This window comes from Enterobacter cloacae complex sp. FDA-CDC-AR_0132 (genome assembly GCF_003010695.1).
Lineage (GTDB): Bacteria > Pseudomonadota > Gammaproteobacteria > Enterobacterales > Enterobacteriaceae > Enterobacter > Enterobacter ludwigii.
Window position 1 is genome coordinate 1,300,467 of the sequence record NZ_CP027618.1, and the last position, 23,446, is coordinate 1,323,912.

At 56.7% G+C, this 23,446-nt stretch carries 23 protein-coding genes; 5 read left to right on the plus strand and 18 right to left on the minus strand.

The genetic code is table 11. The features are described 5' to 3' along the window. Nucleotide 1: 1 nt before the first annotated feature. The 8 genes from ugpE to livK all read right to left on the minus strand — a co-directional run bounded on the left by ugpE (nucleotide 2) and on the right by livK (nucleotide 8,184). Nucleotides 2–847 (minus strand): sn-glycerol-3-phosphate ABC transporter permease UgpE, encoded by an 846-nt coding sequence (gene ugpE, locus AM379_RS06385; RefSeq protein ID WP_106503543.1) that lies wholly within the window; start codon nucleotides 845–847, stop codon nucleotides 2–4. Beyond that, complete coding sequence (gene ugpA / locus AM379_RS06390; protein ID WP_014171998.1) at nucleotides 844–1,731, minus strand: sn-glycerol-3-phosphate ABC transporter permease UgpA; 888 nt, start codon at nucleotides 1,729–1,731, stop codon at nucleotides 844–846. Before ugpA ends, ugpE begins: the two co-directional genes overlap by 4 nt. Nucleotides 1,732–1,804: 73 nt before the next feature. After that, nucleotides 1,805–3,121, minus strand: coding sequence for a sn-glycerol-3-phosphate ABC transporter substrate-binding protein UgpB (gene ugpB / locus AM379_RS06395; protein WP_106503544.1), 1,317 nt, complete (start codon nucleotides 3,119–3,121; stop codon nucleotides 1,805–1,807). A 227-nt stretch (nucleotides 3,122–3,348) separates the two neighbouring features. Beyond that, nucleotides 3,349–4,062, minus strand: a complete 714-nt coding sequence (gene livF / locus AM379_RS06400) for a high-affinity branched-chain amino acid ABC transporter ATP-binding protein LivF (protein WP_020884549.1) — start codon at nucleotides 4,060–4,062, stop codon at nucleotides 3,349–3,351. Nucleotide 4,063: 1 nt separating this feature from the next. Continuing rightward, a complete protein-coding gene (livG, locus tag AM379_RS06405; protein ID WP_014172002.1) occupies nucleotides 4,064–4,831 on the minus strand; it encodes a high-affinity branched-chain amino acid ABC transporter ATP-binding protein LivG in 768 nt (255 codons plus the stop codon). Continuing rightward, a complete protein-coding gene (gene livM / locus AM379_RS06410; protein ID WP_014172003.1) occupies nucleotides 4,828–6,105 on the minus strand; it encodes a branched chain amino acid ABC transporter permease LivM in 1,278 nt (425 codons plus the stop codon). Before livM ends, livG begins: the two co-directional genes overlap by 4 nt. Beyond that, nucleotides 6,102–7,028, minus strand: coding sequence for a high-affinity branched-chain amino acid ABC transporter permease LivH (livH, locus tag AM379_RS06415; RefSeq protein WP_020884547.1), 927 nt, complete (start codon nucleotides 7,026–7,028; stop codon nucleotides 6,102–6,104). Before livH ends, livM begins: the two co-directional genes overlap by 4 nt. Before the next feature lie 46 nt (nucleotides 7,029–7,074). Then, nucleotides 7,075–8,184, minus strand: coding sequence for a high-affinity branched-chain amino acid ABC transporter substrate-binding protein LivK (gene livK, locus AM379_RS06420; RefSeq protein WP_020884546.1), 1,110 nt, complete (start codon nucleotides 8,182–8,184; stop codon nucleotides 7,075–7,077). A gap of 424 nt (nucleotides 8,185–8,608) precedes the next feature. Here livK and panM point away from each other — a divergent pair, with 424 nt between their 5' ends. Continuing rightward, entirely contained in the window at nucleotides 8,609–9,001 is a 393-nt protein-coding gene (gene panM, locus AM379_RS06425; RefSeq protein WP_020884545.1) for an aspartate 1-decarboxylase autocleavage activator PanM, read from the plus strand. A gap of 86 nt (nucleotides 9,002–9,087) precedes the next feature. On the opposite strand, the gene livJ is transcribed toward panM, so the two are convergent. The 6 genes from livJ to ftsY form a co-directional block, all read right to left on the minus strand. Continuing rightward, a complete protein-coding gene (gene livJ / locus AM379_RS06430) occupies nucleotides 9,088–10,188 on the minus strand; it encodes a branched chain amino acid ABC transporter substrate-binding protein LivJ (protein WP_072126534.1) in 1,101 nt (366 codons plus the stop codon). A gap of 196 nt (nucleotides 10,189–10,384) precedes the next feature. Further along, nucleotides 10,385–11,650 (minus strand): 4-aminobutyrate--2-oxoglutarate transaminase, encoded by a 1,266-nt coding sequence (locus AM379_RS06435; RefSeq protein ID WP_032679136.1) that lies wholly within the window; start codon nucleotides 11,648–11,650, stop codon nucleotides 10,385–10,387. A gap of 135 nt (nucleotides 11,651–11,785) precedes the next feature. Then, a complete protein-coding gene (gene rpoH, locus AM379_RS06440; protein WP_014172011.1) occupies nucleotides 11,786–12,643 on the minus strand; it encodes an RNA polymerase sigma factor RpoH in 858 nt (285 codons plus the stop codon). A gap of 251 nt (nucleotides 12,644–12,894) precedes the next feature. Next, on the minus strand, nucleotides 12,895–13,950 hold the full coding sequence (ftsX, locus tag AM379_RS06445) for a permease-like cell division protein FtsX (RefSeq protein WP_014172012.1): 1,056 nt from the start codon (nucleotides 13,948–13,950) through the stop codon (nucleotides 12,895–12,897). Further along, nucleotides 13,943–14,608: a cell division ATP-binding protein FtsE gene (gene ftsE, locus AM379_RS06450; RefSeq protein ID WP_014172013.1), complete on the minus strand. Its 666-nt coding sequence runs from the start codon at nucleotides 14,606–14,608 to the stop codon at nucleotides 13,943–13,945. Before ftsE ends, ftsX begins: the two co-directional genes overlap by 8 nt. A 2-nt stretch (nucleotides 14,609–14,610) precedes the next feature. Further along, nucleotides 14,611–16,077 carry a signal recognition particle-docking protein FtsY gene (ftsY, locus tag AM379_RS06455; protein WP_044857784.1) on the minus strand — a complete coding sequence of 489 codons (1,467 nt, stop codon included), beginning with the start codon at nucleotides 16,075–16,077 and terminating at the stop codon, nucleotides 14,611–14,613. 127 nt (nucleotides 16,078–16,204) lie between these two features. Here ftsY and rsmD point away from each other — a divergent pair, with 127 nt between their 5' ends. Both rsmD and AM379_RS06465 read left to right on the plus strand, forming a co-directional pair. After that, nucleotides 16,205–16,807, plus strand: a complete 603-nt coding sequence (gene rsmD, locus AM379_RS06460) for a 16S rRNA (guanine(966)-N(2))-methyltransferase (RefSeq protein WP_032679141.1) — start codon at nucleotides 16,205–16,207, stop codon at nucleotides 16,805–16,807. Beyond that, a complete protein-coding gene (locus AM379_RS06465; RefSeq protein WP_014172016.1) occupies nucleotides 16,791–17,072 on the plus strand; it encodes a DUF1145 family protein in 282 nt (93 codons plus the stop codon). The genes rsmD and AM379_RS06465 overlap by 17 nt, the downstream gene beginning before the upstream one ends. 47 nt (nucleotides 17,073–17,119) lie before the next feature. Here the strand turns inward: AM379_RS06465 and AM379_RS06470 are convergent, their stop codons facing one another. Beyond that, on the minus strand, nucleotides 17,120–17,479 hold the full coding sequence (locus AM379_RS06470) for a DUF2500 domain-containing protein (RefSeq protein ID WP_032679142.1): 360 nt from the start codon (nucleotides 17,477–17,479) through the stop codon (nucleotides 17,120–17,122). A gap of 129 nt (nucleotides 17,480–17,608) precedes the next feature. On the opposite strand from AM379_RS06470, the gene AM379_RS06475 reads away from it, so the two are divergent. Both AM379_RS06475 and zntA read left to right on the plus strand, forming a co-directional pair. Further along, on the plus strand, nucleotides 17,609–18,235 hold the full coding sequence (locus tag AM379_RS06475) for a lysoplasmalogenase (RefSeq protein ID WP_014172018.1): 627 nt from the start codon (nucleotides 17,609–17,611) through the stop codon (nucleotides 18,233–18,235). A 76-nt stretch (nucleotides 18,236–18,311) separates the two neighbouring features. Then, the gene (gene zntA / locus AM379_RS06480) at nucleotides 18,312–20,498 is read left to right on the plus strand and encodes a Zn(II)/Cd(II)/Pb(II) translocating P-type ATPase ZntA (protein WP_106503545.1); all 2,187 of its coding nucleotides are present in this window, start codon (nucleotides 18,312–18,314) and stop codon (nucleotides 20,496–20,498) included. A 42-nt stretch (nucleotides 20,499–20,540) separates the two neighbouring features. Here the strand turns inward: zntA and AM379_RS06485 are convergent, their stop codons facing one another. Genes AM379_RS06485 through AM379_RS06495 form a run of 3 tightly spaced genes read right to left on the minus strand, consistent with a single transcriptional unit; the run spans nucleotide 20,541 to nucleotide 23,330 of the window. After that, the gene (locus AM379_RS06485; RefSeq protein ID WP_014172020.1) at nucleotides 20,541–21,827 is read right to left on the minus strand and encodes a TRAP transporter large permease; all 1,287 of its coding nucleotides are present in this window, start codon (nucleotides 21,825–21,827) and stop codon (nucleotides 20,541–20,543) included. Between the two features lie 10 nt (nucleotides 21,828–21,837). Then, nucleotides 21,838–22,347: a TRAP transporter small permease gene (locus AM379_RS06490; RefSeq protein WP_032679144.1), complete on the minus strand. Its 510-nt coding sequence runs from the start codon at nucleotides 22,345–22,347 to the stop codon at nucleotides 21,838–21,840. A gap of 11 nt (nucleotides 22,348–22,358) precedes the next feature. After that, complete coding sequence (locus AM379_RS06495) at nucleotides 22,359–23,330, minus strand: TRAP transporter substrate-binding protein (protein WP_032679145.1); 972 nt, start codon at nucleotides 23,328–23,330, stop codon at nucleotides 22,359–22,361. Nucleotides 23,331–23,446 lie beyond the last annotated feature (116 nt).

The window sequence follows — 23,446 nt, forward strand, 5'->3', positions numbered from 1 at the left end:
GTTATTTCTCACTGTCCACTAAACCACGCACGAACGCACGCTGCATGGCTAAAACGATAACGACCGGGGGGATAAGGGTGAGCAGCATCGCCGCCATCACCTGATTCCAGAGCGTGGTGCCTTCACCGGTGGCGATCATACCTTTGATGCCCGCCACGGCGGTGCCAAGATTGACGTCCTGAATAATCAGCAGCGGCCACAGATACTGGTTCCAGCCGTAGATAAAGGTGATGACAAACAGCGCCGCAAGGTTGGTTTTCGACAGCGGCAGCACGATGTCACGGAAGAAGCGCATCGGCGAGGCTCCGTCAATACGCGCGGCCTCAATCAGCTCGTCCGGCAGGGTCATAAAGAACTGGCGGAACAGGAAGGTGGCGGTGGCCGAGGCCATCAGCGGCAGGGTTAAACCTGCGTAGCTGTCCAGCATCTTCAGGTTGGCGATCACTTCCACCGTCGGGAAGATACGCACTTCTACCGGCAGCATCAGGGTGATGAAGATCATCCAGAAGAACAGGTTACGCAGGGGAAAGCGGAACCAGACGATGGCGAAGGCCGAGAGCATCGACACCGTGATTTTGCCCACCGTAATACCGAACGCCATGATGAAGCTGTTCAGCATCATCAGCCAGAATGGCGCGCTGTTAGCGCCCACGCCCTGGGTCCAGATGATTTTCATGTTTTCGAAAAGATGCCCGCCTGGGATCAGCGTCATCGGCGTATCAAACACCGCTTTGGTGTCCAGCGTGGCGGCAACGAAGGCCACGTACAGCGGGAACAGAATGACGATGATGCCCAAAATCAGCATGGTGTGGCTGAACATCGTCAGCCCGCGACGGTTCTCGATCATTGGTAGCGCACCTTACTTTCGACATAACGGAACTGCACTACCGTGAGAAGGATGACGAGGAACATCAACACGACCGACTGGGCGGCGGATGCCGAGAGATCCAGACCGGCAAAGCCTTCGCGATAGATCTTATAGATAAGCGTCGTCGTGGCCTGCACCGGGCCACCGGCCGTGGCGGCGTCGATCACCGGGAAGGTGTCGAAGAAGGCGTAAACCAGGTTGACCACCAGCAGGAAGAAACTCACCGGGGCAATCAGCGGCAGCGACAGCCTAAAGAAACGACGGACCGGCCCTGCACCATCAATTGCCGCGGCTTCAACCAGCGAGCGCGGAATAGACTGCAGCGCAGCAAAGAAGAACAGGAAGTTGTAGCTGATCTGTTTCCACACCGACGCAAAGACCACCAGGAACATCGCCTGACCGCTGTTCTGGGCGTGGTTCCAGTCGTAGCCGAACTCCGCCAGAAAATGGGTAATCAGCCCGCGCCCTGGGTTAAACAGGAAGATCCACAGCACGGCGGCGACGGCAGGCGCCACGGCGTAAGGTAGCAGCATCAGCGTCTGATACAGACGGCTGCCGCGCACCACGTAATCCACCAGCGCCGCGAAAAAGAGCGATGCGACAAGGCCGCTGACAGTGACCAGCGCGCTGAACTTCATGGTCGTCCAGAAGGCGTCGAGGTAATAGCTGTCATGGAACAGCGCGGTAAAGTTATCCAGCCCGACAAACTGGCTGGAAAGCCCAAACGGATCGACGCTTTGTACCGAGTACCAGAGCGCCTCGCCCGCAGGCCAGATAAAGAAGATAACGGTGATGACCAGCTGCGGCGCGACCAGCAAATACGGCAGCCAGCGCGAACGGAACACCGGACGGGATGAGGACATAGTTTAGCTCAGCGTAGGTAGCCCTCACCCCAGCCCTTCCCGCAGGGAGAGGGACAGGATGAGGGTAAAATGATTAAGACTTTGTTGATTGCTCAAAGCGGCGCAGCAGCTGATTACCGCGCTCTACCGCAGTATCCAGGGCCTGCTGTGGGGTTTTCTTCCCGGTCCACACGCTTTCCAGCTCTTCATCTACGATGGTACGGATCTGCGGCATATTCCCCAGACGCAGGCCTTTGGTGAACGGCAATGGCGGCTTGTTGAGCATCTGACGCGTCGCGATATCCGCGCCCGGGTTTTTGCTGTAGAAGCCCTGCTCGCGGGTCAGGTCATACGCGGCCGTGGTGATAGGCAGGTAGCCGGTTTTCTGATGCCATTCGGCGGCATTCTCTGGCTTCGCCAGGAAGTCGAGGAACTCGGCCACGCCCTTGTAGGTGCCCTTGTCTTTGCCCTGCATGACCCACAGGCTCGCCCCACCGATGATGGCGTTCTGCGGTGCGCCTTTCACGTCAGCGTCGTAAGGCATCATGCCTACGCCGTAGTTGAATTTTGCGTAATGACGGATATCCGCCAGAGAGCCGGAAGAGGCGGTCGTAATCGCGCAGTCACCGTTGTAGAACTTCTCGGTGGATTCGTCTTTACGCCCGAAGTAGCTGAAATCGCCCTTCTTGTTGAGATCGGCAAGCAGAGCGATGTGCTTCACCTGCTCTGGCTTGTTGAACTCCAGTACCGCGTCGGTGCCGTCGAAGCCGTTGTTTTTGGTGGCCACCGGCAGGCCGTGCCAGGCGCTGAAGTTTTCAATCTGGATCCAGCCCTGCCAGCCGCTGGCGTAGCCGCACTTCATCCCCGCCGCTTTCAGCTTAGCGGTGTACGCCGCCAGATCCTGCCAGGTTTTTGGCGGTTGTTCCGGATCTAAACCGGCTTTCTTGAAGGCGTCTTTGTTGTAGTACAGCACCGGCGTGGAGCTGTTAAACGGCTGAGACAGCAGATGACCGGTTTTGGAATCGGTGTAGTAACCCGCCACGGTCGGCACGAACTGCGATTCGTCGAAGTTGATACCTGCGTCTTTAAACACTTCGTAGACCGGTTTAATGGCTTTAGAGGCCATCATGGTCGCAGTACCGACTTCGTAAACCTGAAGCAGCGCAGGTGCATTACCGGTACGGAAAGCGGCAATGCCCGCGCTCAGGCTCTGCTCGTAGTTACCTTTGTACACCGGCACAATTTTGTAATCCGGATGGGTGTCGTTGAAACGCTGCGCCAGGGAGTCAACTTCTTTACCCAACTCCCCTTCCATGGAATGCCAGAACGGAATGGTGGTGACAGCCATTGCGTTCGCCGCAAAAGTCAGCCCCATTGCCAGACCCAAAGCTGTGTGTCGTAACGATGTCATTGTCATCTCTCTTATTGTGCCGAATGCGCGATATCACGCGTTTTTATGCTCGCGAGGTAACATGACATGCTCGAATGACAGAAAAATAACTGTTTCTTTACAGTGAGATGACAACAAAACGTCAGGCGGATGATGGTTGTGTGAAGGCGGTTGGGGTAAGTTCGGTACGGTCTGGTGCCCTGCATGAAAAAAGGCAACTGACGTTGCCTTTTTACTTTTGCTTTTATCTAGCCGCCGAGATAGGCGCTTCGCACCGCTTCGTTCGCCAGCAGCGCGTCACCAGTATCGGAGAGCACCACGTGGCCGTTTTCCAGCACGTAGCCGCGGTCGGCGAGCTTCAGCGCCTGGTTGGCGTTCTGCTCGACGAGGAAGATGGTCATCCCCTCTTTACGCAGCTGTTCGATGGTGTCGAAGATCTGCTGAATGATGATCGGCGCAAGACCGAGCGACGGTTCATCCAGCAGCAGCAAACGCGGCTGGCTCATCAGCGCGCGGCCAATCGCCAGCATCTGCTGTTCACCACCAGACATCGTGCCGGCCCGCTGAATACGGCGCTCCCACAAACGTGGAAACAGCTCATAGACCCATTTGATGCGGGACTGGTACTGGTCGCGGTCAGCAAAGAAGCCGCCCATCGCAAGGTTCTCTTCCACCGTCATTCGTGAGAAGACGCGACGCCCTTCCGGGACAATCGCTACCGCTTCACGCATGATTCTGGCGGTTTGCCAGTCGGTAATATCTTTGCCATCAAAGACAATCCGCCCGCTGGTGGCGCGCGGGTCGCCGCACAGGGTGCCGAGCAGCGTGGTTTTACCCGCACCGTTCGCGCCAATCAGGGTGACGATTTCGCCCTGATTGATATGCAGGCTGACGTCGTGCAGCGCCTGTATCTTGCCGTAGTGAGCATTAACCTTGTCGAACGTTAACATCGCTTTTTCCATCTTATGCCTCACCCAGGTATGCACGGATCACGTCCGGGTTGTTGCGGATCTCTTCCGGCGTCCCGTTTGCCAGCGGCGTGCCCTGGTTCACCACGTAGATACGGTCAGAAATGCCCATCACCAGCTTCATATCATGCTCAATCAGCAGGATGGTGGTGTCGTGATGATCGCGCAGTTCGGCAATCAACTCGTCCAGCTCTTTGGTCTCTTTCGGGTTAAGCCCTGCCGCCGGTTCATCGAGCATCAGGATTTCTGGCTGCGTCACCATGCAGCGCACGATCTCCAGACGACGCTGGTCACCGTAGGCCAGGTTGCTGGCCTGACGGTTCGCATGCTGCAGCAGGCCGATACGGTCGAGCCAGGTGGCGGCGCGGTCGAGCGCTTCATCCTGAGCACGGCGGAAGGCCGGGGTTTTCAGTAGGCCAGAGAAAAGACCGGTTTTGAGCTGCAGGTGTTGCGCCACCAGCAGGTTCTCTATCACCGTCATCTCGCGGAACAGACGCACGTGCTGGAAGGTACGCACCACCCCCATGCGGGCAATCTGCTGGCCCGGAAGCCCTTCCAGATGCTGATCGCGCAGCTTGATGGTGCCACCCGTCGGCTTGTAGAAACCGGTCAGGCAGTTAAAGACCGTGGTTTTCCCCGCGCCGTTAGGGCCAATCAGGGAGACAATCTCTTTCTTGTGCAGATCCAGATTCACGTTGTTGACGGCCAGCAGGCCGCCAAAACGCATCATCAGGCCGTTAACGGATAATAATGGCTGGCTCATGCCTGCTCTCCTTTCGCTTGCCCGTTTTTCAGCTTCAGCTGTGGACGGGTCATCGGCAGCAAGCCCTGCGGACGCCAGATCATCATCAGCACCATCAAACCACCCAGCATCAGCATGCTGTATTCGTTAAAGTCGCGCATCAGCTCACGGGAGACCACCAGCAGAATGGCCGCCAGGATAACGGCAAACTGCGAGCCCATACCGCCGAGCACCACAATCGCCAGTACAAAGGCAGATTCAGCAAAGGTAAACGATTCGGGGCTGACAAAGCCCTGACGCGCGGCAAACAGCGTACCGGCAAAACCGGCAAACGCGGCGCTGATGGTAAACGCGGTCAGCTTGATGCGGGTCGGGTTGAGGCCCAGTGAACGGCAGGCGATTTCATCTTCACGCAGCGCTTCCCACGCACGGCCCAGCGGCATACGCAGCAGACGGTTAATCACGAACAGGGTAAGCACCACCAGCAGCAGCGCCACCAGGTAGAGCCAAATCACCCGGTCGGACGGATCGTACTTCACGCCGAAGAAGTTGCTGAAGGTATCCCAGCCCCCTTCGCGAGCCGTACGGCTGAATTCCAGACCAAAGAAGGTCGGTTTCGGGATCTGGCTGATCCCGTTCGGGCCGCCAGTCACTTCGGTGTTATTGAGCAGCAGGATACGCACGATTTCGCCGAAGCCTAAGGTCACAATCGCCAGATAGTCACCGCGCAGGCGTAAGACCGGGAAGCCCAGCAGGAAGCCCGCCGCGGCGGAGACCAGGCCCGCCAGCGGCAGACAGGTCCAGAAGCCGAGACCGTAATAGTGGTTCAGCAGCGCGAAGGTATAGGCCCCGATGGCGTAGAAACCACCGTAGCCCAGCACCAGCAGGCCAGACAGCCCCACCACCACGTTCAGGCCCAGACCGAGGATCACGTAGATCATGGTCAGGGTCGCGATATCGACCGTACCGCGAGAGACCACAAACGGCCACGCCACCGCAGCCACCAGCAGCGCCACGAAGAACAGCTTCTGCTTAACGGTTGAGCCGTCGAGAGCCGGCAGAACGAATTTCGGACCGGAGACACTTTTCAGCGTCTTCTGGAACACAGGACGCAGCATCTGGAACAGAAACACGACCGCGGTGCCAATGAATATCCACTGCCAGCGAATGTCGGCGGCGGTATCCACCACCAGTTTTGTGCCGTCCAGCTCTAACTGGACGCCCATAAAGACGCCTGCCAGCACGAAGAACATGGCGGCAGAGAGGAGCGCCATTGCGAAATGCATCGGTTTCATACTTTCTCTACCTCCGGACGACCCAGAATACCGGTAGGCATTACCAGCAGAACCAGAATCAGCAGGGCAAATGACACCACATCTTTATATTCCGTACTCAGATACGCGGAGGAGAGCGCTTCGGCCACGCCCAGGATCAGGCCGCCAATCATCGCGCCTGGAATACTGCCGATACCGCCCAGGACCGCCGCGGTGAAAGCTTTCATCCCGGCCATAAAGCCGATGTACGGGTTGATAACGCCGTAGAACTGCCCCAGCAGGACACCCGCGACCGCCGCCATCGCTGCCCCAATCACAAAGGTCAGGGCGATAACGCGGTCGGTGTTGATGCCAAGCAGGCTCGCCATCTTCAGATCTTCTGCGCAGGCACGGCAGGCGCGTCCCATACGCGAGTAGCGGATAAAGACCGTCAGGGCGAGCATTGCAACGAAGGTCACCACCCAGATCACCAGCTGCATGGTGGTGATAGAGGCAGAGAAGTTCTCGCTGGCACCGACCACCCACTGACCGTTGAACAGGCTTGGCAGCGCCACGTCGCGCGAGCCTTCCGTCAGGCTGACGTAGTTTTGCAGGAAGATCGACATCCCGATGGCGGAGATCAGCGCAATCAGGCGTTTGGAGCTACGCACCGGCCGGTACGCCACGCGTTCAATGCTCCAGCCATAGGCGCTGGCAATCACAATCGCGCCGACAAACCCGGCGGCGACCAGCAGCCAGCTGCTGTCGATACCCATCATCATCAGGGCGGCGATAATCATAAAGGAGACATAGCTACCGATCATGTAGACCTCGCCGTGGGCGAAGTTAATCATGCCGATAATGCCGTAAACCATCGTGTAGCCGATGGCGATCAGCGCGTAGGTGCTTCCCAGCGTGACGCCGTTAAACATCTGCTGCAGGAAATAGAGAAACTGCTCGGACATATGCAAACCTTTTTATACCCGCCCGGCGGTCCGGGCGGTGGGATAATTATTTGGCGACCGAGGACGAACCGTCGGCGTGCCACTTAAAGACACCAAACTCAAATCCCTTCAGATCGCCTTTCTCATCCCAGTTCAGCGGCCCAATCACGGTGTTCGCCCCGTGTGCTTTTAAATCTTTCACCAGATCCAGCGGTTCTTTGCTGCCGGTGCGATCCAGCGCGGTTGCCAGAGACTGCACCGCCGCGTAGGTGATCCAGACGTACGGACCACTTGGATCTTTCTTCTGCGCCTTGAGCGCGTCTACGATAGCCTTGTTCGCAGGATCCTGGTCATAGCGTTTTGGCATCGTCACCAGCATGCCTTCGCCTGCGTCCCCGGCGATGTTCGACAGGGAGGCGTTACCGACGCCTTCTGGCCCCATAAACTGGGTTTTCAGCCCGACCGAACGCGCCTGACGCAGCATCTGACCCATTTCCGGGTAGTAGCCGCCGTAGTAAACAAAATCGATATTCTCTTTTTGCAGACGGGCGATCAGCGCGGAGAAATCTTTCTCGCCAGCGGTGATGCCATCAAAGAAGACGATATTCGCGCCGCCTTTTTTCAGCCCGTCCTGAACGGAGCGCGCCAGGCCTTCGCCGTACTGCTGTTTGTCATGAATAATGGCGATGCGCGTCGGCTTGACGGTGTCGAGGATGTATCGGGCGGCGGTTGGTCCCTGAGACGAGTCCAGACCGGCAGTACGCATGATGTGCTGATAACCGCGCTGAGTCAGTTCAGGGTTGGTTGCGCCCGGGGTAATCATCAGAATGCCTTCGTCTTCGTAGATGTCCGACGCAGGCTGGGTGGACGACGAGCACAGGTGGCCAATCACGTACTGGATGCCATCGTTCACGATTTTGTTAGCGACCGCGACGGCCTGTTTGGGATCGCAGGCGTCGTCATATTCCACGCCAACCAGCTTGTCGCCTTTGATGCCGCCTTTGGCGTTGATGTCTTTGATTGCCTGGCGAGCACCGTTGAACTCCATGTCCCCCCACTGGGCAACAGGACCGGACATCGCACCCACTACAGCAACCTTAATATCTTCCGCCATGGCTGCATGCGAAATCGCCAATGCAACCATCCCCGCGATTAACGTCTTCGCGTTCCTTTTCATCTCTGAATCCCCATTCGTGATGTCGTGTATATATTTTGTTTTATTATGGTTAAAAAGCATTCTGTACTTTTAATGCACAACGCTATTTTTACCAGCGCCTTTAATGGTTTAGCGCAGTTTTTTCATAAAAACCAGACTAAAATCTCTATTTTTCAGGCGATTAAGCAAAGATAATATTCTGAAACAAGGCAGAGATAAACAAATAAAATTGCAGTTTGCAGCATAAAATAACGGTACAAAGCGCCGAATAATTCACTGCCATTCAGGTTAAAATTCTGCTTATTTTTCGATCCATGTGTTTTCAAACTGCCCTTCGCGCTGCCAAAAAACTAATCACCTGGTGAGCCGGGATAAAAAGAGGAAGCCGCTGAGGGAACAAATTGAGTACACTGCCCCTACTCAATTTGATTTGGACAAGCAGCTAATGAAACTGACTATCGTGCGTCTGGTGACCTTTAGCGACCAGGATCATATCGACCTGGGCAAGATCTGGCCGGAATATTCCCCTTCGTCGCTCCGTGTCGATGAGACACACCGCATCTACGCCGCGCGCTTTAACGAGCGTCTGCTCGCCGCGGTTCGCGTGACGCTGAGCGGCACCGAAGGGGCGCTGGACTCACTGCGCGTACGTGACGTGACCCGTCGTCGCGGTGTGGGGCAGTATTTAATTGAAGAGATAATCCGTGAAAACCCGAACGTCACCTCCTGGTGGATGGCCGACGTGGGCGTGGAAGACCGCGGCGTGATGGCGGCGTTTATGCAGGCGTTAGGGTTTACGGCGCAGGAAAACGGGTGGGAGAAACGTCAGGTTTGCTGAATGCCGCCTGATGCCCTCACCCCGCCCCTCTCCCACAGGAGAGGGTGCAAATACTAAAACGGCAACCGAAAGGTTGCCGTTTGCTTTTATTTGGCGTCGGTCGCCGTTCCGTTAGCATGCCAGTCAAACACGCCGAACTCGAAGCCTTTCAGATCGCCCTTCGCATCCCAGGAAAGCGGACCCATCACGGTATCGACAGAGTTGGCTTTCAGCCAGGTGGCAATCTCAGCCGGATCGGCTGACTGGTTCAGACCCGCCTGCAGAGACTGCAGCGCAGCGTAGGTGGTCCAGACGAACGCGCCGCTTGGATCCTGTTTCTTCGCCTTGATGGCATCTACGATCGGTTTGTTCGCAGGCACCTGGTCGTAGTTCTTCGGTTTGGTCACCAGCAGGCCTTCAGCAGACTCACCGGCGATGTTAGACAGGGAAACGTTCGCAACCCCTTCCGGACCCATAAACTGGGTTTTCAGACCGGCCGCACGTGCCTGACGCAGGATCTGGCCCATTTCAGGGTGATAGCCACCGTAGTAAACGAAATCAATATTCTCTTTCTTCAGACGCGCCACCAGAGTGGAGAAGTCTTTCTCACCGGCGGTGATACCGTCGAAGAAGACCACATTGGCATTGCCTTTCTTCAGACCATCCTGCACGGCACGCGCCAGACCTTCACCGTACTGCTGTTTGTCGTGAACAATCGCGATACGCTTCGGCTTCACGTTGTCCAGAATGTATTTTGCCGCGGTTGGGCCCTGGTCTGAATCCAGACCGGTGGTACGCAGGGTCAGCTTATAGCCACGTGCGGTCAGCTCCGGCGCCGTTGCAGCCGGGGTGATCATCAGAATGCCTTCGTCTTCGTAGATATCAGACGCGGGCTGCGTGGAAGAGGAGCACAGGTGACCGATAACGTATTTGATTCCGTCGTTCACCACTTTGTTCGCCACGGCAACCGCTTGTTTCGGGTCACAGGCATCATCATATTTTACGATCTGCAGTTTTTCGCCCTTGATGCCGCCCTTAGCATTAATGTCTGCAACCGCCTGTTCTGCGCCGGTAAATTCCTGGTCGCCGTACTGTGCTACCGGACCGGACATCGCGCCCACGACAGCCACTTTAATATCGGCCTGTGCCATCGTGCTGAATGCCAACGCGATACATCCTGCCAGTAACGCTTTACCCTTCATATTCATCCTGAGATTCCCCATTATTATGGTTATTACGATTGTCGTGATGTTGTTGTGTAGCGCTTTATTTCAGTTATAGGTATGACAGTCGCGCTTTTTCAGCATACTCTGCTAAAACATACCCCATTTTTATGATTTTGGAATAGCTAATTTGAAATGAATATATGATAAGCCCGGCAGGGATCACCGCCGGGCCAGGGCTTTAACGTGTCAGCGACGCGGAGATAATATCCAGCGCTTTACGGAACTGAACTTCGGGGATGGTAAGCGGATAGAGGAAACGGATAACGTTGCCGTACACGCCGCAGCTCAGCAGCAATAGACCTTCCTGTAACGCACGCTCCTGGACCTGACGCGTGAATTCCGGCGACGGCAGCCCGGTTTGCGGGTCGTTAAACTCCACCGCCACCATTGAGCCCTGGGCACGAATATCAGCGATAAACGGACAGTCGCCCTTCGCTTTGTTCAGCACTTCCACCAGATGATGGCCAAGATGCGCCGCGCGCGTGCAGAGATCCTCTTCATCAATCACATCCAGCACGGCATGGGCTGCGGCAATCGCCAGCGGGTTGCCGGCGTAAGTCCCGCCCAGCCCGCCAGGAGCGGGGGCATCCATCACTTCCGCCCGGCCAGAGACCGCCGAGAGCGGCATCCCGCCGGCCAGGCTTTTCGCCATGGTGATCAAATCCGGCTTCACGCAATGGTGTTCCATCGAGAACAGCTTGCCGGTTCGCGCAAAGCCACTTTGCACTTCGTCAGCAATCAGCAAAATTCCGTGCGTATCGCACAGTTCGCGCAGGGCCTGCATAAAATCGGCGGGGGCAATGTTGAATCCCCCCTCCCCCTGAACCGGTTCCAGGATAATGGCCGCCACCTGGTCCGGCGCAATGTCGGCTTTGAAGATGCGTTCGAGGCTTTTTAACGCTTCTGCCGTGCTGACGCCGTACAGATCATTTGGATAGTGTGCGTGATAAACCGATCCTGGAAACGGACCGAAACCGAGTTTGTACGGCGCCACTTTCCCCGTCAACGCCATCGTCATAAAGGTACGGCCGTGGAAGGCACCGCCAAAGGCGATCAGGCCAGGACGACGGGTATACGCGCGGGCAATTTTTACCGCGTTTTCGACCGCCTCTGCTCCCGTAGAGAAGAAAGCCGTTTTGGCAGGCCCATCAACGGGTACACGTTGGTTGATACGCTCGGCAAGCGCCACATAGCCTTCGTACGGGACAATCTGATATGCCGTATGGGTAAATGCGTGGAGTTGTTTTTCGATGGCGGCAATAACTTTTGGATGCCGATGGCCGGTATTCAGCACCGCAATCCCGGCGGCGAAGTCGATATACTCGTTACCCTCGACGTCCCACACCGTGGCATTTTCGGCTTTATCGGCGTAGAAGTTACACATCACGCCGATACCGCGCGGCGTCGCCTGCAAACGCCGGTCATTCAGTTCACTGTTTTTCACCCTGTCCCCCTGAGAAAGTCACCTGCTTAGCGCATCTGTAAGTGTTTGCCAGGGGGAGGGAATTCGCCAGAGCGGGAGATAAAAAAACAAAACCCCCGAATTTGCATTCGAGGGTTATCGGGGACATCGCGGAAATTACGCTTCGATAGCGGCGCGAAGTTTTTTCATGGCGTTCTTTTCAAGCTGACGCACACGTTCAGCGGAGACGCCGTAGCGGTCGGCCAGCTCCTGCAGCGTGGACTTGTTGTCTTCGTCCAGCCAGCGGGCGCGGATAATATCCTGGCTACGTTCGTCGAGGCCTTCCATTGCTGAAGTCAGCTTGTTCGCGGCCTGATCTTCCCAGTTATCCTCTTCAATGCCGTCAGCAAAGTTAGAGGTTTTATCCTGCAGATACAGAACCGGTGCCATTGGCTGGCTGTCAGAGCCGTCGTCGTCGGAGGACATATCGAAGGTCATGTCCTGCGCGGCCATACGGGATTCCATCTCACGCACGTCTTTGCTGGATACGCCCAGCTCGCGCGCCACCATTTCAACTTCATCCTGATTGAACCAGCCCAGACGCTGCTTGGTTTTACGCAGGTTGAAGAACAGTTTACGTTGCGCTTTTGTCGTGGCGACTTTCACGATACGCCAGTTGCGCAGCACGTATTCATGAATTTCTGCTTTGATCCAGTGCACGGCGAAGGAGACCAGTCGCACACCCACTTCCGGGTTGAAGCGACGTACAGCCTTCATCAGACCGATGTTACCTTCCTGAATCAAGTCCGCCTGCGGCAGGCCATAGCCCGCATAATTACGAGCAATGTGAACAACAAAGCGCAGGTGAGACAGGATCAGCTTTTTCGCTGCTTCCAGATCGCCCTGGTAATGCAGCTTTTCAGCAAGCTCCTTTTCTTCCTCGGCCGTTAACATCGGCCAGGTGTTCGCAGCCCGGATATAAGATTCCAGGTTACCAACAGGGGCTAAAGCTAAAGTTTGCATTTCTTTGGTCATTCATTCCTCTCAATGTTTCTTCTGGTCCAGGCTGTCCCCATCAGGCAACAACCATGCCAAAGCGTTTGAGCCACGAGATTAGCATTCACTCTTTTATCAGACAGTGATTTTATCCACAAGTTCCAGGTGCAACGGTGAATAAATTACGCACAAATTGTGACATGGAGATGATAACAGGGGAAGAGACAACAGGGACGCTTTCCCTGCAGAGCGAACATCTCGGTGCAGGGAAAGATTATATCACGCTTTTATTAGTCGGGAGTAAAGTGACGTAAATGTTGCACGGTTGCCAGCCATGCTGCCACCCAGCCGATCATCGAGCACACCAGCAGCAGTAACAGGCACTCATCGAACCCTAAGCCGCTGATATCAAACTTCGTTCCGAAAACCTGCGCCACCTCGGTTACGGCAGAGGACAGCCGCATCACCAAAATTTCTGACAATATCAGTGAAAGAAATGCGCCGGAAAAACCGAGCAATGCGCCGCCGTACAGGAACGGACGCAGGATGAAGCCATCCGTCGCACCAATCAGTTTCTGCACGTTGATGGTGTCGCGACGCGCGAAAATGCTCAGGCGCACGCTGTTACCGATGACGAGGAAGACCGCCGCCACCATCAGCACACCAATCATCGCCGCCACGCGCCCTACCAGCCCGGTCAGCGCAGCAAGACGCGCAAACCAGCTGTCATCCATGCGCACTTCATCAATCCCGTTGATACGGGTGATGCGGTCACGCAGGGTGTTGAGCGAATCGGTCCCCTGGAAATCGAGTTTCGGGATCACCACCGCCACGGCCGGGAGGGGGTTCTCTTCAAGCATGTCCAGCGCACCGCCAAAGCCTGACCAGTTACGGAACTCACCCAGGGCTTCTTCACGAGAGAGATAATTCACTTTCTCTACGCCCTGTTCGGCCTGGATTTGCCCCACAACCTGCGCCGCCGCGTTATCGTCGAGCGCCTTATCCAGATAGACCGTGATCTGCGGAGAAGGATAGTACTGCGACGCCGCCTGGTTAACGTTTTTATAGACCATGTAGCAGACGCTTGGCAGCGTCAGGGAGATGGCAATCACCATCACCGTCAGGAACGTCGCCAGCGGTTTGCTTTTCAGGTCCTGCAGCGCACCGTGGAAGGCATAACGCACCTGCTCGTTGAACACGTTGGTTTTGCGGGAGTTCGGCTTAGGCGCCGCTTTCGCACGCTTTGGCGCATTACGATTGCCGTCACCGCCGCCCTGCGGCTTACGGAAGCGGTCAAACCGGTTTCCGAACTGCCGAATCTGGTTTATTGCATCACGCTTATTCACCGAGGCCTCCGTGCAAATGACCGTCGCTCAGGGTCAGCATGCGGTACGAACGACGGGAAATCAGCCCGATGTCGTGCGTCGCCATCAATACCGTCACCCCAACGCGGTTAAATTCCTCAAACAGACGCAAAATCCCTTCTGACAGGGCGTCGTCCAGGTTACCGGTCGGTTCATCCGCCAGCAGTACCGCAGGTTTGTTCACCACCGCACGGGCAATCCCCACACGCTGCTGTTCACCGCCAGACAGCTGGATCGGGAAGTTCTTCGCTTTGTCCAGCAGCCCGACTTTATCCAGCGCCGCAGAGACGCGACGACGGATATCATCATAGCTGGCACCGGCAATAATCAGCGGAATGGCCACGTTATCGAAAACGGTGCGATCCATCAGCAGGTGGTGGTCCTGGAAAATCATGCCAATCTGACGACGCAGGAACGGCACCTCACGGTTTTTCAGACGGCTAATATCATGGCCGCTGAACCAGATTTTCCCGGCGCTCGGCCGCTCGATCCCACAGATAAGCTTGAGCAGGGTACTTTTCCCCGCGCCGGAATGGCCGGTCAGGAATGCCATCTCGCCTGGCTGCAGGTGGAATGTCACCCCCTGCAGCGCTTGTCTCCCACCGAGATAGGCCTTGCTGACGTGTTCAAAGCGAATCATTGTTAGTCCTCTCGGGCAAATAGTGCCTCAATAAAGTCGTCCGCTTTAAACGGACGTAAATCCTCAATACGCTCGCCCACACCGATGTAACGGATAGGAATATTGAACTGATCGGCCACGGAGAAGATCACCCCGCCTTTCGCGGTGCCGTCCAGTTTGGTCAGCGTGATCCCGGTCAGCCCTACCGCTTCATGGAACAGCTTCGCCTGGCTGATGGCGTTCTGTCCGGTGCTGGCATCAATGGTCAGCATAATTTCATGCGGTGCCTCTTCGTCCAGCTTCTTCATGACGCGGACGATTTTCTTCAACTCTTCCATCAGGTGCGCTTTGTTCTGCAAACGCCCTGCGGTATCGGCAATCAGCACATCCACGTTACGCGACTTCGCCGCCTGAATAGCGTCAAAGATAACGGAGGCGGAATCCGCACCGGTATGCTGCGCAATCACCGGGATGTTGTTACGCTGGCCCCAGACCTGCAGCTGCTCAACCGCCGCCGCACGGAAGGTATCACCTGCCGCCAGCATTACCGATTTGCCCTGCTGCTCAAACTGTCGCGCCAGCTTGCCGATGGTGGTGGTTTTCCCCACACCGTTCACGCCAACCATCAGAATAACAAATGGCGTTTTGCCTTCAATATTAAGCGGTTCGTCAACTTTTGCGAGGATTTCGCCCATCTCGTCTTTCAGCAGACCGTACAGCGCTTCGGCGTCACGCAGCGCCTTGCGGCTCGCCCCTTCGGTCAGACTGGCGATGATCTTACGGGTTGTTTCCACCCCAACGTCGGCGATCAGCAGTTGCTCTTCCAGCTCTTCAAAGAGATCGTCGTCGATCTTCTTGCCGCGGAACAGACTGATAAATCCGGAACCTAAGTTTTCTTTGGTTTTGAGCAGGCTACGCTTCAGGCGGGCGAAGAAACCTTCTTTGGTGGGTTTTTCCTGCTCCTGAGCAACCTCTTCACCCTGCTCTGGTTGCGCTTCCACCGGCACGACGATAACCGCTTCTTCCGCCGCGTCTGCCGCCAGCGCCTGGGCTTCCAGCTCTTCGTCGGTAAGCGCTGGCTCGTCTTGTGCTTCTTCTTCCACCGCCTCAACAATTTCGACGGTTTCTGCCTCGGCCTGCCACTCCTGCGCTGAAACCTCTTCGGCTTTCACCTCTTCCGGCAGCGGCAACGTTTCATGCTCGATAATCGCCTGCGGCGTATCGATAACGTCTTCTACCACAACGGGTTCTGGCTTCTCGCTTTCCTGAACCTGTTCGGTAACTTCCACCACCTCTTCAGCAAAGGCTTCGGTCTCTTCTTTGCTGTGCGCGTGCTCTTCCGCGTCGACAACGGCGGCAGTTTCTACCGGCGTTTCAGGCTGAGACTGCTCTTCAACGGCTTGTTGTTCTTCGGTTTTCTGCTCTGTTTCTTGCTCTTTTTCACCGAAGCCCAGCCAGGAAAAGAAGCCACGTTTTTTTTGTTTTGCCATCTGCGACTACACTCCTCGCGGCGCTATATACATGGAAGCTAAAAAAATGATGAAATAGTCTAACACTTTACTTAATTGACATCACCGCCCGCAATCGCAGGCCAATTGTTAACAGAGCTTTCCAGAGATGAAGAAAACCAACCGCGCCCCAGCCGGTCAAATTCGTATTATCGGCGGCCAGTGGCGAGGCCGGAAATTACCGGTGCCGGATAGCCCCGGACTACGCCCAACCACGGACCGCGTACGCGAAACGCTGTTTAACTGGCTGGCCCCCTCAATGGTGGATGCCCACTGCCTGGACTGCTTCGCGGGCAGCGGCGCGCTGGGTCTGGAGGCGCTTTCGCGCTATGCCGCCAGCGCCACGCTGCTGGAAATGGAGCGCGGCGTTGCGCAGACGTTGCAGCAAAATCTGGCAACGCTGAAAGCGACCAACGCCAAAGTAGTGAATACCAACACACTGAGCTTCCTCGCGCAAAAGGGCACGCCGCACAACGTGGTGTTTGTCGACCCGCCGTTCCGCAAGGGGCTGCTGGAGGAGACGTTATCCCTGCTGGAAAACAACGGCTGGCTGGCGGATGACGCGTTAATCTACGTCGAAAGCGAAGTCGAAAATGGTTTACCGCCGGTCCCGGTACACTGGGATCTGCACCGAGAAAAAGTGGCAGGTCAGGTCGCTTATCGTCTGTATCACCGTCAGGCACAAGGAGAATCCAATGCCAGTACTGATTAATGTGGGACGTTTGTTGATGCTGGGCGTCTGGGCATTTCTGCTCCTCAATCTGGTGCACCCGTTCCCGCGCCCGATGAACATCTTTGTGAACGTGGCCTTTATCTTTACCACCTTCATGCACGCCCTGCAGATGGTGATGCTGAAAAACGGCCTGCCAAAAGACGGTCCGCAGATGACCGGCTGGCAGCAGCTGCGCGTGTTTATTTTTGGCGTATTTGAACTGCTGGTGTGGATGAAGAAATTTAAGGCCCAGGCGAAGAAGTAAGGCGCCTCAAGCCTCAGCTGACCCCTCTCCCTGCGGGAGAGGGAACATTACCGATCTGGCGTAAACCCTTCAAACCGCGACCCTTTGTAACTCAGAATCCCTTTTTCTCCCACCGTCAGTTGATGGTACTGCTGCGCCTCCAGACGGTAGGTCATCTCCAGCCCGCCGGTTTCCGGCTTAAAGCTCGCTTCATAGCGCATGGTGGCTCCCGCCGGCGTAACCTGCTGCTGGCGCGAGCGTCGGTCATTGAGGGCTTTCTCGCGTTTATTGCTTACCACCACGCGTTTTTGCATCAACGGCGCGGCATCGTTGTCCGCCTTCTCACGGCGCTGCTGCACGAAACGAAAGGAGGCGGCAATGACGATAATCGCCACCACAATAACGAAAAAAAGCGGCATCTTGCTCATTCAAAAATCCCATCAGATTATACGGAATTCAGGATACCTTGCCTTCCCCGGCATTGCCAAACGCCTGCCCCCATCACTACACTGAATAAGAAACTGATTATTCAGACTCAACAGTTACAGGGAGTTAATATGCTTTGGTCATTTATCGCTGTCTGTTTTTCCGCATGGCTTTACGTCGATGCATCCTATCGCGGCCCTGCCTGGCAGCGATGGTTGTTTAAACCCGTCACGCTGTTGTTACTCCTGCTGCTTGCCTGGCAAGCGCCCATGTTTAACGCCGTCAGCTATCTGGTTCTTGCCGGTCTGTGTGCGTCCCTGATTGGTGATGCCTTAACCCTGCTGCCGCGACAGCGCCTGCTGTATGCCGTTGGGGCATTTTTCCTGTCGCATCTGCTTTATACCATTTACTTCGCCAGCCAGATGACGCTCTCCTTCTTCTGGCCGCTGCCGCTGGTGCTGCTGGTCATTGGCGCGCTGCTGATCGCGGTGATCTGGACGCGTCTGGAAGAGATGCGCTTGCCTGTCTGCACGTTTATCGCCATGACGCTGGTGATGGTATGGCTGGCGGGTGAACTGTGGTTCTTCCGTCCGACGGCACCGGCAATGTCCGCGTTCTTTGGTGCCACGCTGCTGTTACTCGGGAATATCGTCTGGCTGGGCAGCCACTATCGTCGCCGCTTCCGTGCGGATAACGCGATTGCCGCCGCCTGCTACTTTGCCGGGCACTTCCTGATTGTGCGTTCGCTGTATATCTAAATAAGCCTTGACTCTGGAGTCGACTCCAGAGTGTATGCTGCGGTTAATGAGAAAATTATCATTACCGGAGACTGCCATGTCGACTCCAGAAACACCTAAAAAAGTTCCACAATTCTCGGCACTTAAGCTCAGCCCCGTTCCCGCGAAGGACGACTGCTGCTGCGACGGCGCATGCGAAACGCAAAACACGCTGCCGCTCCCGGAAAGCGCAAACCGCTACAGCTGGGTGGTCAACGGTATGGACTGCGCGGCCTGCGCCCGTAAAGTCGAAAACGCGGTAAAACAGGTCCCCGGCGTCAGCCACGTCCAGGTGCTCTTCGCCACCGAGAAGCTGCTGGTCAGCGCCGATAATGACATCAGCACGCTGGTTGAAGCCGCCGTCAGTAAGGCCGGTTACAGCCTGCGCAGCGAAACCGCACCTGTCGAAAAGACGTCAGCCCTGCGAGAAAACCTGCCCATTATCACCCTTGTCATCATGATGGCCCTGAGCTGGGGTCTGGAGCAATTTAACCACCCGTTCGGTAACCTGGCGTTCATCGCCACAACGCTTGTCGGACTGTTCCCGATTGCCCGTCAGGCCGTGCGGCTGATGAAAAGCGGAAGCTGGTTCGCCATCGAAACGCTGATGAGCGTGGCGGCGATCGGCGCGTTGTTTATTGGCGCGACGGCGGAAGCGGCCATGGTGCTGCTGCTGTTCTTAATTGGCGAGCGCCTTGAGGGCTGGGCGGCGAGTCGGGCACGGAAAGGGGTCAGCGCGCTGATGGCGCTGAAACCGGAAACCGCAACGCGGGTGACGGGCAGCGAACGCCAGACGGTGGCTATTAACACGCTGCGCCCGGGTGATGTGATTGAGGTCGCCGCCGGCGGGCGTCTGCCTGCGGACGGTGAACTGCTTACCGCCACGGCGAGTTTCGATGAAAGTGCCCTCACCGGCGAGTCGATTCCGGTTGAACGCTCAGCGGGCGAGAAAGTGCCTGCAGGCGCCACCAGCGTCGATCGTCTGGTGCAACTCACGGTCCTCTCCGGGCCGGGTGAGAGCGCCATCGACCGTATCCTGAAGCTGATTGAAGAGGCCGAGGAGCGTCGCGCACCCGTTGAGCGCTTTATCGATCGCTTCAGCCGGATCTACACCCCCGCCATCATGCTGGTCGCCCTGCTGGTGACAATTATTCCACCGCTGTTCCTGGGCGCAGCCTGGGAAGGCTGGGTTTATAAAGGTCTGACGTTGCTGCTGATTGGTTGCCCGTGCGCGCTGGTGATCTCCACGCCGGCAGCCATTACCTCCGGCCTGGCGGCCGCGGCGCGTCGTGGAGCGCTGATTAAAGGCGGTGCGGCGCTGGAGCAGCTGAGCCAGGTGCAACATATCGCCTTCGATAAAACCGGTACGCTGACGGTGGGTAAACCGCAGGTCACGGGCATTTATCCTCAGGAGGTCAGTGAAAACACGCTGCTCACCCTGGCCGCTGCCGTCGAACAAGGCTCCACCCACCCGCTGGCACAGGCAATAGTCCGCGAAGCGCAGTCGCGTGGGCTGGACATCCCTGCCGCCACCGCACAGCGGGCGCTGGTCGGGTCCGGGATTGAAGCCGACGTTGAAGGGAATAACGTCCTGATCGTTGCCGCGAATACGTTTCCGGCGGCCGGGCTGAGCCAGCCAGTCCAGGCGCTGGAACAGGCCGGGCAAACCGTGGTGATGGTGGTGCAAAACGGCGTGGCGATAGGGATGCTGGCACTGCGTGACACCCTGCGTGACGATGCAAAAGACGCCGTCGCCGCGCTGCATCAACTGGGCGTGCAGGGGGTGATCCTCACCGGGGATAACCCGCGAGCCGCGGCAGCGATTGCCGGTGAGCTGGGGCTGGCGTTTAAAGCCGGGTTATTGCCTGCGGATAAAGTGCGCGCCGTAACGGAACTGAGCAACCATGCACCGCTGGCAATGGTGGGTGACGGCATCAACGATGCCCCGGCGATGAAAGCCGCCACCATTGGCATTGCAATGGGCAGCGGCACCGACGTGGCGCTGGAAACCGCCGACGCGGCGCTCACCCACAACCGCCTGACCGGGCTGGCGCAGATGATTGCTCTGGCGCGCGCCACGCGGGCCAATATCCGTCAGAACATCGGGATTGCGCTGGGCCTGAAGGGGATTTTCCTGGTCACCACGCTGCTCGGTATAACCGGCCTGTGGCTGGCGGTGCTGGCGGATACCGGCGCAACGGTACTGGTGACGGCGAACGCGCTCCGCTTATTACGTCGACAATAACACAAGATGCCCTCTCCCACCGGGAGAGGGCGGAAAACGGCGTTACTGCATCCCTAACACGCGCGGCAGCCACAGCGAGATGGCTGGGATGTACGTCACCATCGCCAGCACCACCAGCAGCATGCCGTAAAACGGCAGCATCGCGCGCACCACATGCTCGATTTTCTGTTTACTTACCGCGCTCGCCACAAACAGCACCGAACCGACCGGCGGCGTAATCAGCCCGATCCCCAGGTTCACCATCATGATCATCCCAAAATGCACCGGATCGATGCCCAGCGAATTGGTCACCGGCAACAGCACAGGCGTCAGGATCAGGATGATCGGTGCCATGTCCATTAACGTGCCGATCAGCAGCAGCATGATGTTGAGATACATCAGGATCACGTACTTGTTATCGGAGAGCGAGGTGAAGAACTCGGTGATACGGCTCGGGAGCTGCATGTAGGTCATCACCGCGCCAAACGCCGCCGCAAAGCCAATCAGTATCATCACGATGGTGACGGTTTTCACCGTCCTGCACATCAGCTTCGGCAGCTCGTTCCACTTGTAGTCCCGGTAGATAAACATGGTGACAAAGAACGCCCACAGACAGGCCACAGCAGCGGATTCCGTTGCGGTAAATATCCCGGACAGTATCCCGCCGAGAATAATCACTACAGTCATCAGCCCCCACAGCGCGTCCAGCGTGATTTTCAGCGCCTGCTTAAAGGGAATTTTTTCCCCTTTCGGGTAGCCACGTTTGCGGGCAAAGCCCAGACACATTGCCATCAGGCTTACGCCGAGCAGCAGCCCTGGCAGCACCCCCGCGATAAACAGCGTCGCGATAGAGACCGTTCCGCCTGCCGCGAGGGAATAAATTACCGAGTTGTGGCTGGGCGGGATCAAAATCGCCTGTACCGATCCGCTGGCGGTCACCGCCGCCGCATAATCGCGCGGATAGCCCTTCTTCTCCATCTCCGGGATCATTACGCTGCCAATGGAGGCCGTATCCGCCACCGACGAGCCGGAAATCGCGCCGAAGAACGTGGAGGCCACAATATTCACCAGCGACAGCCCACCGCGAATAAAGCCAACAAACACGTAGGCGAAATTGACCAGCCGTCGGGCAATCCCCCCTTCCGCCATAATCGCACCCGCGAGAATAAAGAAGGGGATCGCCAGCAGCGTGAATTTATTCACCCCGCTGGTTATCTGAATCATCAGCGCCTCGAGGGGTAAATCTATCCACAATGCGCCCGCGACGGCGCTTAGCCCGACGGCAAAGGCCACCGGCATCCCCAGCGCCAGCAAAATGGCGAGGGTGAATAACAAAACAAATGCATCCATTGTTCACCCCTTAACTGTGGTTGCCGATCAGCACGACGGGACGGTTTTCCTGCGAGCCAAACAGCAGGCGCTCAATCACAAACAGGATCAGAACGGCAGAGCCCACCGGCAGCGGCAGATAGCTCTCGCCGGAGGTCATGACCGGAAATTCGGCGACCGGTTGCTCCCAGAGTTCGACGCACAGCCAGTAGCTGTACCAGAACATCAGGCCAGCAATCAGCAGCATCAGCAGATCAACGGCCCGTGCGCAGACGGATTTTAACGGCCCGGGCAGCCGGTCGGTGAGCATATTCACCGCAATGTGCGAACCGGCACGGTAGCTGACCGCCGCGCCGATAAAGGTGAAGGTCACCATGCAGATGATGGCAACCGGCTCCGGCCAGGATTCACCGCGGTTAAGCACATAGCGCGAAAAAATGCCGATGGGGATCACAATCGTCATCACCAGCAGCGAAATGCCCGCCACGGCCATCGCCAGCAGGTAGAGACGGTCCATCCACTTCAGATAGAGTTCGGACATACGTACTCCGGTTACTTGACGTCAGCGATGGCTTTCATCAGATCCTGATGCTTTTCGCCATACTGGGCGCGCACCGGCTCTGTGGCTTTGATAAATACCGTTTTGTCGATCTCGTGGAACTGCACCCCGCCAGCCTTCATTTTTTCCAGCGCCTGGGCGTTATAGGCTTCCCACAACTTACGTTGTTCAAACTGGGCTTCACGGGCCAGGGTCAGGATCTTTTTCTGCTCGTCGGCGCTGAGTTTGTCCCACTTCACTTTTGAGTAGAGCAGCATTTCCGGGGTGATAAAGTGGCCGCTGAGGGTGTAGTTTTTGGCGACTGGCATATAGTTATGCGCGACATAGGTCGGTGGATTATTCTCCGCGCCGTCAATCACGCCGGTTTGCATTCCGCTGTAAACTTCGCTTACCCCCATTGCCACCGCGTTAGCGCCCATATCTTTCAGCGTCGCCAGCGCCACCGGACTGCCCTGTACGCGGATTTTCTTCCCTTTCAGATCGTCGGGTTTAACAATCGGATCTTTGGTGATCAGGTTGCGGGTGCCGGAGTCCATCCAGCCGAGGAACACCAGTCGTGATTTCGGGTTGGCAGTTAGCTTATCGCCAATTTGCTTGCCGATATCCCCGTCGATCACTTTGTGCATGTGGTCTTCATCGCGGAAAACGTAGGGCAGCGTGAAGACTTCGATATCGGGCAGGATGGCCGCCACCGGCGCCATCGAGACGCGGATCATATCGATCGCCCCCATCTGCGCCTGCTCAATCATCTGTTTTTCATCCCCCAGCACGCCGCCGGGGAAGACCTTAATCTCCAGCTTGCCGTCGGTTTGTTGTTTGAGTTTTTCACCCATTTGCTGAACCGCCACCACGTTCGGGTAGCCTTCAGGGTGCACATCGGCGGCTTTGATGGTTTGCGCAGCGACGGAGCAGGTAAAAGCGGAGAGGCACAGGGCGGCCAGTAACGGCTTGAGGGTCGTTTTCATCGGGTCAACTCCAGGGTAGTGAGATAAGCGTTAAAACAGTGTTTTATTTTTGTACGCTTAAAAACTAGACTACGGCCGGAAAAGCGGGGGTGAAGCGCCTCACAAAAGCGTGAAAT

Bases quoted from the DNA above. Each gene is read 5' to 3' on its own strand.
- ugpE (WP_106503543.1), bottom strand. From the start codon at position 847: ATGATCGAGAACCGTCGCGGGCTGACGATGTTCAGCCACACCATGCTG.
- ugpA (WP_014171998.1), bottom strand. From the start codon at position 1,731: ATGTCCTCATCCCGTCCGGTGTTCCGTTCGCGCTGGCTGCCGTATTTG.
- ugpB (WP_106503544.1), bottom strand. From the start codon at position 3,121: ATGACATCGTTACGACACACAGCTTTGGGTCTGGCAATGGGGCTGACT.
- livF (WP_020884549.1), bottom strand. From the start codon at position 4,062: ATGGAAAAAGCGATGTTAACGTTCGACAAGGTTAATGCTCACTACGGC.
- livG (WP_014172002.1), bottom strand. From the start codon at position 4,831: ATGAGCCAGCCATTATTATCCGTTAACGGCCTGATGATGCGTTTTGGC.
- livM (WP_014172003.1), bottom strand. From the start codon at position 6,105: ATGAAACCGATGCATTTCGCAATGGCGCTCCTCTCTGCCGCCATGTTC.
- livH (WP_020884547.1), bottom strand. From the start codon at position 7,028: ATGTCCGAGCAGTTTCTCTATTTCCTGCAGCAGATGTTTAACGGCGTC.
- livK (WP_020884546.1), bottom strand. From the start codon at position 8,184: ATGAAAAGGAACGCGAAGACGTTAATCGCGGGGATGGTTGCATTGGCG.
- panM (WP_020884545.1), top strand. From the start codon at position 8,609: ATGAAACTGACTATCGTGCGTCTGGTGACCTTTAGCGACCAGGATCAT.
- livJ (WP_072126534.1), bottom strand. From the start codon at position 10,188: ATGAATATGAAGGGTAAAGCGTTACTGGCAGGATGTATCGCGTTGGCA.
- rpoH (WP_014172011.1), bottom strand. From the start codon at position 12,643: ATGACCAAAGAAATGCAAACTTTAGCTTTAGCCCCTGTTGGTAACCTG.
- ftsE (WP_014172013.1), bottom strand. From the start codon at position 14,608: ATGATTCGCTTTGAACACGTCAGCAAGGCCTATCTCGGTGGGAGACAA.
- ftsY (WP_044857784.1), bottom strand. From the start codon at position 16,077: ATGGCAAAACAAAAAAAACGTGGCTTCTTTTCCTGGCTGGGCTTCGGT.
- rsmD (WP_032679141.1), top strand. From the start codon at position 16,205: ATGAAGAAAACCAACCGCGCCCCAGCCGGTCAAATTCGTATTATCGGC.
- AM379_RS06465 (WP_014172016.1), top strand. From the start codon at position 16,791: ATGCCAGTACTGATTAATGTGGGACGTTTGTTGATGCTGGGCGTCTGG.
- AM379_RS06470 (WP_032679142.1), bottom strand. From the start codon at position 17,479: ATGAGCAAGATGCCGCTTTTTTTCGTTATTGTGGTGGCGATTATCGTC.
- AM379_RS06475 (WP_014172018.1), top strand. From the start codon at position 17,609: ATGCTTTGGTCATTTATCGCTGTCTGTTTTTCCGCATGGCTTTACGTC.
- zntA (WP_106503545.1), top strand. From the start codon at position 18,312: ATGTCGACTCCAGAAACACCTAAAAAAGTTCCACAATTCTCGGCACTT.
- AM379_RS06485 (WP_014172020.1), bottom strand. From the start codon at position 21,827: ATGGATGCATTTGTTTTGTTATTCACCCTCGCCATTTTGCTGGCGCTG.
- AM379_RS06490 (WP_032679144.1), bottom strand. From the start codon at position 22,347: ATGTCCGAACTCTATCTGAAGTGGATGGACCGTCTCTACCTGCTGGCG.
- AM379_RS06495 (WP_032679145.1), bottom strand. From the start codon at position 23,330: ATGAAAACGACCCTCAAGCCGTTACTGGCCGCCCTGTGCCTCTCCGCT.